The sequence below is a fragment of the Streptomyces musisoli genome, assembly GCF_016741855.1.
In the GTDB taxonomy this organism is placed as follows: domain Bacteria; phylum Actinomycetota; class Actinomycetes; order Streptomycetales; family Streptomycetaceae; genus Streptomyces; species Streptomyces musisoli.
In genome coordinates this window covers 399,815-413,864 of the sequence record NZ_JAERRH010000005.1, presented here as the reverse complement: position 1 = coordinate 413,864, position 14,050 = coordinate 399,815, and the positions used below count along the sequence as shown (strand labels likewise).

The window sequence follows — 14,050 nt, the reverse complement described above, 5'->3', positions numbered from 1 at the left end:
CGGCTGGTCAGGCGGCCGCACGGACGGGCGGCTGGTCAGGTGGCCGGGCCGGCGGCCCAGGGCCACTGGCCGTCCCGGCCGCTCTCCAGCAGCGAGACCATGCGGAACGCGGCGTCGGAGAGCCCGCCGAAGGTGTGCCGGTTCCCCGTCCCGGACGGACCGTGGCCCGCCCGGTAGCCCTCCAGGTTCCAGGTGTAGACCGGGACGTGGTCCGGGATCTGGGCGGTCGGGTCGCCGTGCCGGTGCGGGGAGTACTGCTCGTCGGTGACGATCAGCACCCGGTCGTGCCGCTTGTAGTGCCGGCGCACCGCCTCGGTGGTGTCGGTGCCGCCCAGGTCGCCGAAGCGCTCCAGGATCCTCAGCACCGACTCGCCCTTGCGGAACCCGATCCTGTCACTGGTCGAGCCGAACTGGACCAGGTCGGCGTCCGCCGCCCGCAGCGCGAGGGCCGTGCCGAAGACGGCTGCCGCGTCCGCCCGGTTGAGCTGCGAACGCTCGGACACCTGCGACCAGAACATCGAGCCCGAGCGGTCGACCAGGATCAGCGTCCGGCCCGGCAGCGCGGGCACGTTGGACAGCGAGTGCCCGAGCGCCTGCTCCAGCGGGTAGGACCAGCGCAGCGAGGGCGCGTGCTGGTACGCGGCAAGGTAGCGGAACGGGAACTGCCGCGAGCGGCGCACCTGTTCCGGGTCGCTGATCTTCGCCGCGACCCGGGCTGCGACCTCGTCCGAGACACCGGCCTCGTCGAAGTTCCGCAGGTTGCGGACGAGTGCCATCGCGCCCATGGACGGGATCACGGCCTCCCAGGCCGCCTTGTCCAGCGGGCCCTGGAGCCAGCCGGCCAGCGCCTCCCAGGTGACGCCTGCCGCGGCCAGCCGCTCGGCGCCGTCGGCCGAGGTGACGACCGCCCGCCGGGCCTCGACGGGCAGCGCCATCAGCTCGCGGTGCAGGGTGAGCGCCGGGAGCGACGCGGGCGGCACGGCGGTGTCCGGGTGGTGGCGCCGGTCGAGCGCGTACCGGAACAGATCGCCCTGCCACGGCTTGTCCGGGTCCGGCGACGCGTGCACCAGGTTGAGGATGTCACCGAAGCGGTAACCCTTGGACGGGGTGTCGTACTTGAGCAGCGACCGGGCGTGGAAGAGCCGTCGTACCGCGTCGGCGACACCGCGCTTGACGGGCTTGGGCACGGCGCGGCCGTACCTCGACGTCCAGTACGCCAGCAGTTCACCGGGCTCGTCCGGGCGCTGCAGCACGGAGGCCACGACCTGCCGGTTCGACGGGCCGTCGGTCGCCCCGGCCGCCAGCCGTGCGTGCACGTACTCGGCGGCGCCCACGATGGAGGCCGTCCGCATGTTGCCCTCGCCGCGCAGCCAGCCGAGCAGGCCGGCCGTCCACTCCGGGTCGCCGACGGCGAGGTCGCGGACGAGCCGGGTGAAGCGGTCGTCACGGTCCTGGGCGTTCTCGTAGAAGGTGTGCTGGGAGACGAAGTTGGCGACGGCGAGCAGGAACAGCTCCGAGCGCGGATCACGCTCCCGGCCCCGGCCGCCCTCGTGGGTCGGCAGGGCGCGGCCGGTCGACGTCACCGCCGACTTGAGCTGCGCCCTGACGGCACGCGTGTTGAATCGCGCCATGGTGATTCCCCCGAATTCATGTGCTTTTCGGAGGGAGGCGCAGCAAATGGAAGGTGCCCGAGATCAGGAGTCGACGACGGGACTTATCATCTGGCGCGTCTTCCTTTCCGCCACACCGGCCGCGAGCCGATGACGGGATTCGAACCCGCACCCCTGTTCCCAAGGACCAGATCCCTGAAGTATCCGCTGCCTGCGCACCGGACACCCACCATGTGCTGCGCCTCCCGAGATCAGTTCGGCGGCGGTCGTGGATTCTTTGCGAAAGAAGTAACCGCAGCCTGCGCACCGGGAGGTGCGTGAAGTTTTCGGTGTCCAGAGATCGAGGTCGGCGGAACCGACGTGTGGTGCTCTGCCTCTGAGCTACACCGGCGTGTCGAAGCCGGTGGCGGGATTCGAACCCGCGGCCTCCCCATTAACAGTGGAAGTAGGTCCTGCCTGTCGCACCTGGACGGGCACCACTTTAGGAGGAAGGCCGCGGGCCGGGCCAACGAATTTGTCTACCGCTTGTGCCGCTTCCAGGGACCGGTGATGGCGAGCATGATGCCGGGGGTCTGGATGTTGGCGAACAGGGTCTTGCCGTCGGGCGAGAAGGTGACGCCGGTGAACTCGCTGTACTCGGGCTTCTCGGCGGTGCCGATGTTCAGCTCGTTGCGGGCGATCGGGTAGGTCCGGCCGCTCTCGGTGGCGCCGAACAGGTGCTGGACGCCCTCGCCGTCCTCGGCGATGACGAGGCCGCCGTAGGGGGAGACGGTGATGTTGTCGGGGCCGTCGAAGTCGCCGTCCTTGGACGGGTCGGGGTTCACCCCGAACAGCACCTTCAGGGTGAGCGTGCGGCGCTTGGGGTCGTAGAACCAGACCTGGCCGTCGTGCTGGACCGGGCTCTCCTGGCGGGCGAAGGAGGAGACGACGTAGACGCCGCCGTCGCCCCACCACATGCCCTCCAGCTTGCGGGCGCGGGTGACCTGGCCGTCGGTGAACTGCTTGCGCACCGAGACGGTCTTGGCGTCACGGTCCGGGACGTCCACCCAGTCGACGCCGTAGACGGTGCCGATCTTCGTGGCGCGGGACAGGTCGTCCACGAACTTGCCGCCGGAGTCGAAGCACTTGAACGCCTGGAGCACACCCGCGTCGTCGGCGAGGGTGCGCAGCCTGCCGCGGCCGTGGTGGAAGCCGTGCGGCGGGGTCCAGCGGTAGAAGAGGCCGTTGGGGCCGGCGGCGTCCTCGGTCAGGAAGAGGTGGCCGCGCTTGGGGTCGACGACGACGGCCTCGTGGGCGTAGCGGCCGAGGGCCTTGATCGGCTTGGGGTCGCGGTTGGCGCGGCGGTCCTCCGGGTCGACCTCGAAGACGTAGCCGTGATCCTTGGTGAAGCCGTTCTTGCCGGCCTTGTCCTCGGTCTCCTCGCAGGTCAGCCAGGTGCCCCATGGAGTGCGCCCGCCCGCGCAGTTGGTGGCGGTGCCGGCGATGCCCACCCACTCGGCGACCTGGCCGCCGCGGCGGACCTCCACGACGGTGCAGCCGCCGGCCGCCGCGGGGTCGTAGACGAGACCCTCGGTCAGCGGCACCGGGTGCGGCCAGCCGGCGCGGGCGCCGGCCAGCTCGTGGTTGTTGACGAGCAGGGTGGCGCCACGGGGGCCGTCGAAGGTGGCGGTGCCGTCGTGGTTGGACGGGGTGAACTCGCCGGACTCCAGCTTGGTCTTGCCGCAGTACGTGATGATCTCGTAGCTGAACCCGGCCGGCAGGGCGAGGATGCCCTCCGGGTCGGAGAGCAGCGGGCCGTAGCCGACGCCGTGGTGGTGGCCCCCGTGCGCGGACTCGGTCCCGGCGCTCTCGCTGTCCGTGGCTGCAAGGGCGTTCGGCGCGGTGGCGAGGGCGCCGACGCTGCCCGCCAGGGCGACCCCGGCACCGGTGATCGCGGATTTTCTGGCGAAGTCCCTGCGGGTGAGCGACATGGTGTCTCCTGTGACGACGGTGGCAGTGCCGTGGAGGGTGGGGGGCCTCGGTTCGGCGCACACGCTCCCGCCCACTGCTGAACGGGAGTTGAACACCGCGCTACCACCGGGGTGCCTGTTCCATGAATCCGTATGCGCCGGACCATGGCCGGGACAAGGGCACCTTCCCCCCGGCACTCATCCGCCGTGCTGGGACCGCGCCTTGAACGCCGCCTTCCGCGCCTCCTTGGCCACCTTCTTGTCCGGGTGCAGCCGGCCCATCGCGTCCAGGACCTCCGCGGTGGCGGGGTGCTCCACCCGCCAGGCGGCCGCGAAGAACCCGCTGTGCTGTGCCGCCAGCCCCTCCACCAGGGCCTGGAGTTCGTCGGAGTTGCCCTCGGCCCGGAGCTGTGCGGCCAAGGTGTCGACGGTCAGCCAGAACACCATGTCCTGGGACGGCGCGGGCACGCCCGCGGCTCCGCGCTCGCTCAGCCACACCCGGGCGAGCCCGCCCAGTTCGGGGTCGTCCAGCACCTCCCGCAGTGCGGGTTCGGCCTCGGGGCCCAGCAGTGACAGCGCCTGCTGGCAGCGCAGCCGGCGCAGCGGGGCGCCCGCGTCCGCACCGCGGGCCGCCGCCAGCAGTTCCCGTGCCGCCGCGAGGGGTTCGCGGCGGCCGAGCCACTGCTCGGTCTCGGCGCGGGCGGCGGACCGGCCGAACCGGGCGGTGCCGTCGAGCAGCACGTCCGCGCCCTTGTCGGTCAGCTCACCGACGGTCGGCACCTCGAAGCCGGCCTCCAGCAGCCGTGCCCGCAGGCCGTACACGCCGAGCGGGGTGAGCCGGACCATGCCGTAGCGGGAGACGTCGATGTCGTCCACGGGCGCCGCGGGCTCCTCGTCGGCGTCGGCCATCAGGGCCTCGTCCACCGGCTGGTACTCCACCAGTCCGACCGGTTCCAGCGCCCGGAAGCAGTCGTCCAGCCGCATCATCGCGTCGGAGACCTGCTCCAGGACGTCGTTGGTGGGTTCGCTCATGCCGTCGGGCACGATCATGGAGGCGGCGAGGGCGGGCAGCGGGACGGAGCCCTCGCCGGGCCCGTCCTCACCGACGGTCAGCAGGTAGAGGTTGCCGAGGACGCCGTCGAGGAACTCCGCCTCGGCCCGCGGGTCCCAGTCGAGTGACGAGAAATCGACCTCGCCGCCCTCTTCCAGCGCGTCGACCAGGTCGTCCAGGTCGGGGACGGCCGCGTCGGCGACGACGGTCTCCAGCGCGGCGAGCCAGACGGTGAGCACGTCCTGCGGTGAGCCGCCGGTGAGCAGCGCCAGCTCCTCGCCCGCGCGGACGGTGCCGGCCTCCTCGTCCACGATCTCGACCAGGCCGGCGTCCACGGCGACCCGCCAGGCCTCACTGGCGTACGCGGCGGCGTCGTCCCCGGTGAGTCCGAGCAGGCCGGCGGCGGCCGGCAGCTGCTCCTCGGCCAGTCCGCCGCCGGCGTCCACGCGGGTCTCGGGGCCGGCCCAGCGGGCGAGGCGCGCGGCGCGGGAGAGCAACGGTGTGGACAGCGCGGCGCGCGCCAGCTCCGCTTCGGGGTGCAGCCGCACGGGCGGCAGGGGGGAGCTGTCTGACATCGGCTGGTTCTCCTCGGACCGTGAAACGGGCTCAGCCGCTCAGCCTAGACGGATTTCCACCCATGCCGCCCGGTTCATCTCCCCGTCAGCGGCCGTACATGGCCGAAACCTTGACAACTCCCGGGGCCAGGCAGGAGATTGACGCGCGTAGAAGTTGGGGGGACAACTGTTCACTCGGCTCTATGCGTGTCACAGAGGGCTACGAGCCCCGCACGCTCCCGTTCCACCCTCGTCCCGGCGCTCACGTACGTCCCCGGAGGGAATCCCTTGCCGAGCAGGTCTTCCGCGCGCCTCGCCGCGCTCACCGTCGCCGCCGTCTGCAGCGCGGCGTCCGCCGTCGTCCTCACCTCTCCCGCGCACGCCGACTCGGTGCGCGTCCACGACATCCAGGGCACGACCCGGATGTCCCCGTTCGCCGGGCAGAAGGTGACCGACGTGCCCGGCATCGTCACGGCCACGCGCACCTACGGCTCCTCCAAGGGCTTCTGGATGCAGGATCCGACGCCCGACGACAACCCCGCCACCAGCGAGGGCGTGTTCGTCTTCACCAGCTCCACGCCGAAGGTCGCGGTCGGCGACTCGGTGACGGTGACCGGTACGGTCTCCGAGTACGTCCCGGGCGGCGCCTCGTCCGGCAACCAGTCGCTGACGGAGATCACCAAGCCGGCGGTCACCACCGTCTCCACGGGCAACGCGGTGCCCGCGCCGGCCGTCGTCGACGAGGACTCGGTCCCGGGCGACTACACCCCGGCCGGCGACACCGCGTCGAGCGGCTCCGTCAACGGCCTGACCCTGGACCCGTCGAAGTACGCCCTGGACTACTACGAGTCCCTGGAGGGCATGACCGTCCAGGTCGCCGACGCCCGTGTGGTCACCGCCACCGACCCGTACAGCGAGCTGTGGGTCACGGTGAAGCCGTGGGAGCACCGCAACCGCCGCGGCGGCACGGTGTACGGCTCCTACGAGTCGCAGAACACCGGCCGGCTCCAGATCCAGTCGCTGGGCTCCACCGCCGACTTCCCCAAGGCGAACGTCGGCGACACCCTGGGCGGCACCACCACCGGCCCGCTGGACTTCAACCAGTTCGGCGGTTACACCCTCGTCGCGAGCAAGCTGGGCACGCTGGAGAGCGGCGGCCTGGAGCGCGAGACCACGCAGAAGCAGTCGAGCCGCGAGCTGGCCGTGGCGACGTACAACGTCGAGAACCTCGACCCGTCGGACGCCACCTTCGACAAGCACGCCTCCTCGATCGTGAACAACCTGCAGTCGCCGGACATCGTGTCCCTGGAGGAGATCCAGGACGACAACGGCGCCAAGGACGACGGCACGGTCGGCGCGAGCGTGACCGTGAACAAGCTGATCGACGCGATCGTCGCGGCCGGCGGCCCGAAGTACGACTGGCGCGCCATCGACCCGGTCAACGACCAGGACGGCGGCGAGCCGGGCGGCAACATCCGCCAGGTGTTCCTGTTCAACCCGGAGCGGGTGTCCTTCGTGGACCGCGCGGGCGGCGACTCGACCACCGCGGTCGGCGTCACCAAGGTGCACGGCAAGGCCGGGCTCACCGTATCGCCGGGCCGGATCGAGCCGGCCGACGCGGCCTGGAAGAGCAGCCGCAAGCCGCTGGCCGGCGAGTTCGTCTTCCGCGGCAAGACGGTGTTCGTGATCGCCAACCACCTCAACTCCAAGGGCGGCGACCAGGGTCTGACCTCGCAGTACCAGCCGCCGGTGCGCAGCTCGGAGATCCAGCGCCACGCGCAGGCGACCGTGGTGAACGCGTTCGTCAAGGACATCCTGTCCGTGCAGAAGAACGCGAACGTCATCGCGCTCGGCGACATGAACGACTTCGAGTTCTCCGGGACCGCGAAGATCCTCGAGGGCGACGGCGAGCTGTGGTCGGCGATCAAGTCGCTGCCGAAGAGCGAGCGTTACACCTACGACTACCAGGGCAACCAGCAGGTCCTCGACCAGATCCTGGTCAGTCCGGCGATCCGGCGCGGCTGCGACTTCGAGTACGACAGCGTGCACGTCAACTCGGAGTTCAACGACCAGATAAGCGACCACGACCCGCAGGTCCTGCGGTTCCGTCCGTGACACGGCCGCACTTCCGTCCGTGACACGGCCGCACTTCCGTCCGTGACACGGCCGCGCTTCCGTCCGCGACACGGCCGCGCTTCCGTCCGTGACACGGCGGCGGGACCGGCCGGGCTCCGTGCCCGGCCGGTCCCGCCGCCCCGTGCTCACCGCCGGCGGTCGATCCTGCGCCAGATGACGGCCGCGCCGACGACGGCGGCCCCCGCCGCGCCCGCGATCAGCACCGGCTTGGGATGGCGCATCGCGGCGTCCATGGCCGTCCGCACCGGGCGCGGCACGCGCAGGTCGTGCTGCACGGTGTGACCGGCGTGGGCCGCCCGGTCCTGTAGGACGTGCCCGCCGTGGCCGGCCCGCTCCTGCATCAGATGGCCGGCCTTCGCCATCCGTTCCTGGGCGTTGTGGCCGGCCCGGACGGCGCGGTCCTGCATCAGGTGCCCGGCCTTGGCCGCCCGGTCCTGCACCTGGTGGCCCGCCCTGGCCGCCCGGTCCTGCATGCCGTGCCCGGCGTGGGCGGCGCCGGAGCGCAGCTGGACGGTCATGGCGCCGGCCTTGTCCTTCAGGTCGGCGGCCCGCGCCCGGGCCCGGCCCTTCACATCGGCCCGGCCCACCAGCTGGGCGACGGTGTCACCGAGCTGGCTCCGGGTGTGCTCGATCTGCCGCCGCAGCTCGTCGGGGCCCTTGGCGCCCGAGCCGTGCGGATTGCTGTGCCTCATCGGTGTGCCCTTTCCCTGATCACGTCGACGTCCGCCCTGACGCTGCCGAGGGTCTCCTCGGGCGTGGGCGGCGCGGCGCGGCGCAGCTGGGCGCGGCCGGTCGCGGCCAGCAGCCCGGCCACGGCGAAGAACACCGCGGCCACGACGAGCGCCGCCGCCCACACCGGCAGCACGAGACCGAGGGCGGCGGTGGCCGCTCCGGCCAGGACGATCAGCCCGACATAGCCGACGGCGCCCGCCGCGCCCAGCAGTCCGCCGCCGCGTCCGGCCCGGCGTCCCTTCTCGGTCAGCTCCTCCTTGGCGAGGGCGACCTCCTGTCGCAGCAGCCGGGAGAGCTGTTCGGTGGCCCGGCCGACGAGTTCGCCCGTGGAGGGGTGTCCGTCGGCCGCGGGCCGTGTCTGCGTCCGCGTCTGCGTCTGCGTCCGCGTCTGCGGGGTCACGGTCACGGTGTTCCGCCTCCTTCCTGTGCGGAACCTCCGGGTACCCGGGCCGAAGGTCCTTAGCCGTGCTCACCGCCGGTCCCGCGCTCACCGAGGCGTGCGAGTTGGGACTGGAACCAGTCGAGCCGTGCCTGCAACAGCGCGGCCTCCGCGACCAGTTCGGGTACGCCCAGTCCGTCGGCGGACGACAACTCCGCGAGCCCGGGGCTCGCGGCCCCGGCGAGAACCCGTAGACCCTGCCCGGCCAGCCTCGCGAACCCGGCGAGCGAGACGGCGGTACGGCCGCGCGCGCAGCCGCCGCACCGGGGGGCCAGCACCCGCCAGCCCGGCCGGCCCCAGCCGGCGTCGGCCAGCGCGACGGCGGCGGCGCCGCAGCCGCAGGGTCCGGCCGTGACGGTGCGCACCCGCTGCCGGGCGTAGCGGAAGCCGCGCTCGAAGCGGATGTAGGCGCCCAGGACGGAGACCTCCAGCAGGGCGGCCGCCCGGTGCTCGGCGGTGCACAGCAGGGCCTCGGCCACCGCCCGGTCGTGCACGCAGTGGAAGCCGCAGTCGCAGCGGCGGGCGGGCGGACGGTGTCGCAGGCCGTAGACGCAGGAGGCGTCGTCGAGGACGCCGTAGGGCAGCGCCCCGCCGAGCGACACACCGGTGAACCCGGCCCGGCCGCCGTCCTGGGACAGCACCGGGTGGGCGATCTTGTATCCGGTCGGCGGCTCCGTAGGGCGTTCCGCCGGGAGCCGCAGCCTCATCGGGCGGCCGGGGCCTCTTCGCGGGCCGGCTCGGCCGGTTCGGTGCGGGCGGTCTCCTCGGGGAGCAGGGGTTCCTCTTCGTCGACGAACGGCCGCTCCTCGGCGATGCCGGTGGCCAGTGCCTTGCCGAGCTTCATGGCGCCTCCCATGACGTGAGTCGGTGACCCTCCGGCCATAGTGACCCATGAGGGGCCGAGTTGGACACAGGATCTTCGGCCCACCTCACCGACTCATCAGCATCTCTTAGCGATACCTCGTAGAAGAATTAAGTAGAGCTTCACCGATGTGCTGCCGAGACTACTCCCATGACAAGCACACGCAAGCCCGCGCCCTTCGGCCGCACCCTCTGCGCGATGATCACGCCCTTCACCGAGGCGGGCGCCCTCGACCTGGCCGGCGCCCGGCGGCTGGCCGCCCGGCTGGTCGCGGAGGGCTGTGACGGCCTGGTCCTCAACGGCACCACGGGCGAGTCGCCCACCACCACCGGCGAGGAGAAGGCCGAGCTGGTCGCGGCCGTACGGGAGGCGGTCGGCGACCGGGCCACCCTGGTCACGGGCGTGGGCACGGCCGACACCCGGCACACGGTGGAGCTGGCGCTCGCGGCGCAGAAGGCGGGGGCCGACGGGGTCCTGGTGGTTACGCCGTACTACAGCAGGCCGCCGCAGGATGCGGTCGCCGCCCACTTCCTCGAGGTCGCCGACGCGAGCGCGCTGCCGGTGATGCTCTACGACATCCCGGGCCGGACGGGCACCCGCATCGAGCCGGACACCATGATCCGCCTCGCGGAGCACCCGCGGATCGTGGCCGTCAAGGACTGCTCCTACGATTTCCTCGGCACCCAGAAGGTGCTGGCGCGGACGGAGTTGGCGTACTACGCGGGCTGCGACGAGCATGTGCTGGCGCTGTACGCGGTCGGCGCGGCGGGCTGTGTGAGCACGGTCGCGAACGCCGTACCGGCGCACATCGCCGCGATCCTGGACGCGTTCGACGCGGGCGACACCGCCCGGGCGGCCGAACTCCAGCTGGCCGTCACGCCGTTCATCGAGGCGATGATGAACGCGGGCCTGCCCGGCACCGTCACCGCGAAGGCCCTCCTGTCCCGCCTCGGCCTCCCCGCGGGCCCACCACGCACACCACTGCTCCCCGCCGACCGGGAGACGACCGACGAACTGCAGGCCCTGTACGAGGCACTCACCGCGAGCTGAACCGAGGCCCTGCCGGCAGCGCACCACGCACCGCACCGAGCTTCTGCCGACACGGCACACGAGGCTCCCACCACGCACCGCACCGCGCACCTGCCGACACGCACACGAGGCGTCCACCGCGGGTTGGTCGGCGGCGAGCGGCCACGGCCCCCATCCCACCCGCTCCCCTCGGGCCGGCCGAGGAGAATTCCGAGGGGCCGGCCACCCTTCCTGCCGTACGGTGTCCCCGTGAGCCGCCCCCTGCTGTTCCTGGACGTCGACGGCCCCCTCAACCCGTACGCGGCCCAGCCGGAACGCCGGCCCGAGGGCTACACGACGATCCGGGTGCCCCTGTACGGGCGGCGTCCGCTGCGGGTCTGGCTGAACCCGGCGCACGGCCCGGCCCTGCTCCGGCTCGGCTACGACCTGTGCTGGGCGACGAGCTGGATGGCCGAGGCCAACGTCTGGATCGCCCCGGTCCTCGGCCTGCCCGAGCTGCCGTACGTCGACTTCGGCACCGGCCTGTTCGCCGAGCGGCCCGACGGGGTGCACTGGAAGACGGAGGCGATCGTGGCGTACGCCGGGGGTCGCCCGTTCGCCTGGGTGGACGACGAGCAGAGCCCGGCGGACACGCTGTACGTCCTGTCCCGCCATCCCGGCCCCGCCCTGCTCCACCACGTGAACCCGAGAACCGGCCTGCGCGAGCCCGACTTCACGACGCTACGGGAGTTCGCCCAGTCCCCGCCCACATGACGAGGCGCCCCTCACCACGGGGTGGGGGCGCCCGGCCGGATGGGGTACGTCAGTTGTGGCTGTGCAGGATGTCGTTCAGGCCGCCCCAGACCGCGTTGTTCGGGCGGGCCTCGACCGTGCCGGTGACCGAGTTGCGGCGGAACAGGATGTTGGACGCGCCGTTCAGCTCGCGGGCCTTGACGATCTGGCCGTCGGGCATGGTGACCCGGGTGCCCGCGGTGATGTACAGGCCCGCCTCGACCACGCACTCGTCGCCGAGCGCGATGCCGACGCCCGCCTCGGCGCCGACCAGGCAGCGCTCGCCGATGGAGATGATCACGTTGCCGCCGCCGGACAGGGTGCCCATGGTGGACGCGCCGCCGCCGATGTCCGAGCCGTCCCCGATCACGACGCCCGCGGAGATCCGGCCCTCGACCATGGAGGTGCCGAGCGTGCCGGCGTTGAAGTTGACGAAGCCCTCGTGCATGACCGTGGTGCCCGCCGCGAGGTGCGCGCCCAGGCGGACCCGGTCGGCATCGGCGATGCGCACGCCCTTCGGGGCGACGTAGTCCGTCATGCGCGGGAACTTGTCGACCGAGGTCACCTGGAGGTGCAGGCCCTCGGCGCGGGCGTTCAGGCGCACCTTCTCGAGGTCGTCCACGGCGACCGGGCCCAGCGAGGTCCAGGCGACGTTGGCCAGGTGGCCGAAGATGCCGTCCAGGTTCTGGCCGTGCGGCTTGACCATACGGTGCGAGAGCAGGTGCAGGCGCAGATAGACGTCGTGCGCGTCGAGCGGCTTCTCGTCCAGCGAGGCGATGACCGTGCGGACCGCGACCACCTCGACACCCCGGCGGGCGTCGGGGCCGGTCGCCGCGGTCGCGCCGCCGCCCAGCAGCTCCGCCGCCCGCTCGGCGGTCAGCCGCTCGGTGCCGGCCGGGCCCGGCTCCTCGACCAGCTCGGGGGCCGGGAACCAGGTGTCGAGAACGGTGCCGTCGGAGGCGATCGTGGCGAGGCCGGCGGCGACGGCGCCGGTGGTACGGGTTGCAGACTCGGTCATGGAGGAAAACCTAACGTGGGCGGGGTGGTGAGGGCGAACCGCGTCTCACGTGCCGGGCGCCGGTTCAGGGGATCAGCCGAGTCAGCAGGGTCCGCGCGTACTCCTCGTCGTACGAACCGCCCGTCAGCAGCACCTGGAGGCAGATGCCGTCCATCAGTGCGAGCACGGCCCGCGCCGTGACCGGGTCCGTGCGCCGGGCCAGCAGCGCCGCCGCCTGGTCGGTCCACTCGGCCGCGACGGGGCGCAGTGCCGGGCGGCGCAGCGCCGCCAGATACAGCTCGTACTCCAGTTCCACGCCGGTCCGGTCGCCGCCCAGCCACTCCCCCAGGGCCCGGGCGAGGTCCGCGGCGAGGTCGCCTCGGCCGCCGTCCGGCAGCAGCTCGGCGAGAACCTTGCCGAAGCCCTCGTTCGCCTGCCGCAACGCGGCCACCAGCAGCTCTTCCAGGGTGGCGAAGTGGTAGGTGGTGGAGCCGAGCGGTACGTCGGCCTCGGCGGCGACCGTGCGGTGGCTCAGCCCGGCGATACCGTCGCGGCCGGCCACCCGGATCGCGGCATCGATGATCCGCTGCCGGCGCTCGGGGTCGTGGCGGCGGGGCATCAGTGGCTCGCCCCGCCCAGATTCAGCACCACCACTCCGCCGATGATCAGCAGGATCCCGGCGGCCTTGGCCGGTCCCAGCCCCTCCCCGAACAGCAGCAGGCCGAGGACGGCGATGGCCGCGGTGCCGACGCCGGACCAGATGGCGTACGCGGTGCCGATCTGGACGGTCTTCAGCGTCAGGGCGAGCAGCGCGAACGAGACGACGTATCCCAGCGCGGTCACGAGCGAGGGCCAGAGCCGGCTGAAGCCCTCGCTGTACTTCATCGCCGTCGTGGCGGCGACCTCGGCGGCTATGGCGCCGGCGAGTGTCAGGTAACCCATGTGTACGAGCGTACACAACGGTTGCGTACGGGCGTACACATCCCCCTGGCCGGAAAGCTCCGCACACGGAAGCGGCGGCACCCGGGGGTGCCGCCGCTTCACGCACGAGGTGTTCTCAGACGTTGAACCCCAGCGCCCTCAGCTGCTCGCGACCGTCGTCCGTGATCTTGTCCGGACCCCACGGCGGCATCCAGACCCAGTTGATGCGCAGTTCGTTGACGAGGCCGTCCGTGGCGGACTTGGCCTGGTCCTCGATGACGTCCGTCAGCGGGCAGGCCGCCGAGGTCAGGGTCATGTCGATCGTCGCGATGTTCGCGTCGTCGATGTGGATGCCGTAGATCAGACCGAGGTTGACGACGTCGATGCCCAGTTCGGGGTCGACGACGTCGTACAGCGCCTCGCGGATCTCTTCCTCCGAGGCCGGCTTCATCTCAGCGGTCTCGCTCATGCCGTCTTCCTTTCGGCGTCGGCGCCACCCAGTGCCTGGGCCGTCGCGTCCTTCCACGCCATCCAGCTCAGGAGGGCGCACTTGACCCGCGCGGGGTATTTGGAGACACCGGCGAACGCGACCGCGTCCTCCAGGATGTCCTCCATCGCGTCGTCCGGCTCGATCCGGCCCTTGGACTGCATCAGCTCCAGGAAGGTCTCCTGGATCTTCTGCGCCTCGGCGACGTCCTTGCCGACCAGCAGCTCGTTCAGCACGGAGGCGGAGGCCTGGCTGATGGAACAGCCCTGGCCCTCGTACGAGACGTCCGCGATCGTCGTGCCGTCGTACTTCACGCGGAGGGTGATCTCGTCGCCGCACGTCGGGTTCACGTGGTGTACCTCGGCGTCACCATCCCTCAGACCACGCCCGTGCGGGTTCTTGTAGTGGTCCAGGATGACTTCCTGGTACATCGAATCCAATTTCACGACGACAAACCTCGCATCCCATCGTCCGTGGCGTGGTCTTTCCGCCGGGGGTCCGGGGATTGTCCC

The 14,050-nt window shown here is 71.9% G+C and carries 15 protein-coding genes; 3 read left to right on the top strand and 12 right to left on the bottom strand.

Annotated features, from left to right (window positions below):
- Positions 1-35: 35 nt before the first annotated feature.
- The 3 genes from JK361_RS17115 to JK361_RS17105 form a co-directional block, all read right to left on the bottom strand.
- The gene (locus JK361_RS17115) at positions 36-1,631 is read right to left on the bottom strand and encodes a TROVE domain-containing protein (RefSeq protein WP_201818645.1); all 1,596 of its coding nucleotides are present in this window, start codon (positions 1,629-1,631) and stop codon (positions 36-38) included.
- 497 nt (positions 1,632-2,128) lie between these two features.
- The gene (locus tag JK361_RS17110; RefSeq protein ID WP_201818643.1) at positions 2,129-3,580 is read right to left on the bottom strand and encodes an alkaline phosphatase PhoX; all 1,452 of its coding nucleotides are present in this window, start codon (positions 3,578-3,580) and stop codon (positions 2,129-2,131) included.
- Positions 3,581-3,757: 177 nt separating this feature from the next.
- Positions 3,758-5,185 carry a hypothetical protein gene (locus JK361_RS17105; protein WP_201818642.1) on the bottom strand — a complete coding sequence of 476 codons (1,428 nt, stop codon included), beginning with the start codon at positions 5,183-5,185 and terminating at the stop codon, positions 3,758-3,760.
- Between the two features lie 267 nt (positions 5,186-5,452).
- On the opposite strand from JK361_RS17105, the gene JK361_RS17100 reads away from it, so the two are divergent.
- Positions 5,453-7,279 (top strand): DUF8508 domain-containing protein, encoded by a 1,827-nt coding sequence (locus tag JK361_RS17100; RefSeq protein WP_201818640.1) that lies wholly within the window; start codon positions 5,453-5,455, stop codon positions 7,277-7,279.
- 146 nt (positions 7,280-7,425) lie between these two features.
- Here the strand turns inward: JK361_RS17100 and JK361_RS17095 are convergent, their stop codons facing one another.
- Genes JK361_RS17095 through JK361_RS17080 form a run of 4 tightly spaced genes read right to left on the bottom strand, consistent with a single transcriptional unit; the run spans position 7,426 to position 9,315 of the window.
- On the bottom strand, positions 7,426-7,992 hold the full coding sequence (locus JK361_RS17095; protein WP_201818632.1) for a DUF3618 domain-containing protein: 567 nt from the start codon (positions 7,990-7,992) through the stop codon (positions 7,426-7,428).
- A complete protein-coding gene (locus JK361_RS17090; RefSeq protein WP_201818915.1) occupies positions 7,989-8,432 on the bottom strand; it encodes a phage holin family protein in 444 nt (147 codons plus the stop codon). The genes JK361_RS17095 and JK361_RS17090 overlap by 4 nt, the downstream gene beginning before the upstream one ends.
- A 59-nt stretch (positions 8,433-8,491) precedes the next feature.
- The gene (locus tag JK361_RS17085) at positions 8,492-9,178 is read right to left on the bottom strand and encodes a hypothetical protein (RefSeq protein WP_201818631.1); all 687 of its coding nucleotides are present in this window, start codon (positions 9,176-9,178) and stop codon (positions 8,492-8,494) included.
- Positions 9,175-9,315 (bottom strand): hypothetical protein, encoded by a 141-nt coding sequence (locus JK361_RS17080; protein ID WP_201818629.1) that lies wholly within the window; start codon positions 9,313-9,315, stop codon positions 9,175-9,177. Before JK361_RS17080 ends, JK361_RS17085 begins: the two co-directional genes overlap by 4 nt.
- A 168-nt stretch (positions 9,316-9,483) precedes the next feature.
- On the opposite strand from JK361_RS17080, the gene dapA reads away from it, so the two are divergent.
- Together dapA and JK361_RS17070 are read left to right on the top strand one after the other, a co-directional pair.
- Entirely contained in the window at positions 9,484-10,383 is a 900-nt protein-coding gene (dapA, locus tag JK361_RS17075) for a 4-hydroxy-tetrahydrodipicolinate synthase (RefSeq protein WP_201818627.1), read from the top strand.
- A gap of 228 nt (positions 10,384-10,611) precedes the next feature.
- Entirely contained in the window at positions 10,612-11,115 is a 504-nt protein-coding gene (locus JK361_RS17070) for an HAD domain-containing protein (protein ID WP_201818625.1), read from the top strand.
- 49 nt (positions 11,116-11,164) lie between these two features.
- On the opposite strand, the gene dapD is transcribed toward JK361_RS17070, so the two are convergent.
- The 5 genes from dapD to sufU form a co-directional block, all read right to left on the bottom strand.
- Complete coding sequence (dapD, locus tag JK361_RS17065; protein WP_201818623.1) at positions 11,165-12,151, bottom strand: 2,3,4,5-tetrahydropyridine-2,6-dicarboxylate N-succinyltransferase; 987 nt, start codon at positions 12,149-12,151, stop codon at positions 11,165-11,167.
- A 64-nt stretch (positions 12,152-12,215) separates the two neighbouring features.
- The gene (locus JK361_RS17060; protein ID WP_201818621.1) at positions 12,216-12,749 is read right to left on the bottom strand and encodes a TetR/AcrR family transcriptional regulator; all 534 of its coding nucleotides are present in this window, start codon (positions 12,747-12,749) and stop codon (positions 12,216-12,218) included.
- Positions 12,749-13,072 (bottom strand): DMT family transporter, encoded by a 324-nt coding sequence (locus JK361_RS17055; protein WP_201818619.1) that lies wholly within the window; start codon positions 13,070-13,072, stop codon positions 12,749-12,751. The genes JK361_RS17060 and JK361_RS17055 overlap by 1 nt, the downstream gene beginning before the upstream one ends.
- Positions 13,073-13,187: 115 nt before the next feature.
- Entirely contained in the window at positions 13,188-13,520 is a 333-nt protein-coding gene (locus JK361_RS17050; protein WP_201818617.1) for a metal-sulfur cluster assembly factor, read from the bottom strand.
- A complete protein-coding gene (gene sufU / locus JK361_RS17045; protein ID WP_201818615.1) occupies positions 13,517-13,984 on the bottom strand; it encodes a Fe-S cluster assembly sulfur transfer protein SufU in 468 nt (155 codons plus the stop codon). The genes JK361_RS17050 and sufU overlap by 4 nt, the downstream gene beginning before the upstream one ends.
- Positions 13,985-14,050: the final 66 nt, after the last annotated feature.

What these genes read in the sequence shown, in the direction of transcription:
- JK361_RS17115 (WP_201818645.1), bottom strand. Translation starts at nt 1,631, where the DNA reads ATGGCGCGATTCAACACGCGTGCCGTCAGGGCGCAGCTCAAGTCGGCG.
- JK361_RS17110 (WP_201818643.1), bottom strand. Translation starts at nt 3,580, where the DNA reads ATGTCGCTCACCCGCAGGGACTTCGCCAGAAAATCCGCGATCACCGGT.
- JK361_RS17105 (WP_201818642.1), bottom strand. Translation starts at nt 5,185, where the DNA reads ATGTCAGACAGCTCCCCCCTGCCGCCCGTGCGGCTGCACCCCGAAGCG.
- JK361_RS17095 (WP_201818632.1), bottom strand. Translation starts at nt 7,992, where the DNA reads ATGAGGCACAGCAATCCGCACGGCTCGGGCGCCAAGGGCCCCGACGAG.
- JK361_RS17085 (WP_201818631.1), bottom strand. Translation starts at nt 9,178, where the DNA reads ATGAGGCTGCGGCTCCCGGCGGAACGCCCTACGGAGCCGCCGACCGGA.
- JK361_RS17080 (WP_201818629.1), bottom strand. Translation starts at nt 9,315, where the DNA reads ATGAAGCTCGGCAAGGCACTGGCCACCGGCATCGCCGAGGAGCGGCCG.
- dapA (WP_201818627.1), top strand. Translation starts at nt 9,484, where the DNA reads ATGACAAGCACACGCAAGCCCGCGCCCTTCGGCCGCACCCTCTGCGCG.
- dapD (WP_201818623.1), bottom strand. Translation starts at nt 12,151, where the DNA reads ATGACCGAGTCTGCAACCCGTACCACCGGCGCCGTCGCCGCCGGCCTC.
- JK361_RS17060 (WP_201818621.1), bottom strand. Translation starts at nt 12,749, where the DNA reads ATGCCCCGCCGCCACGACCCCGAGCGCCGGCAGCGGATCATCGATGCC.
- JK361_RS17055 (WP_201818619.1), bottom strand. Translation starts at nt 13,072, where the DNA reads ATGGGTTACCTGACACTCGCCGGCGCCATAGCCGCCGAGGTCGCCGCC.
- JK361_RS17050 (WP_201818617.1), bottom strand. Translation starts at nt 13,520, where the DNA reads ATGAGCGAGACCGCTGAGATGAAGCCGGCCTCGGAGGAAGAGATCCGC.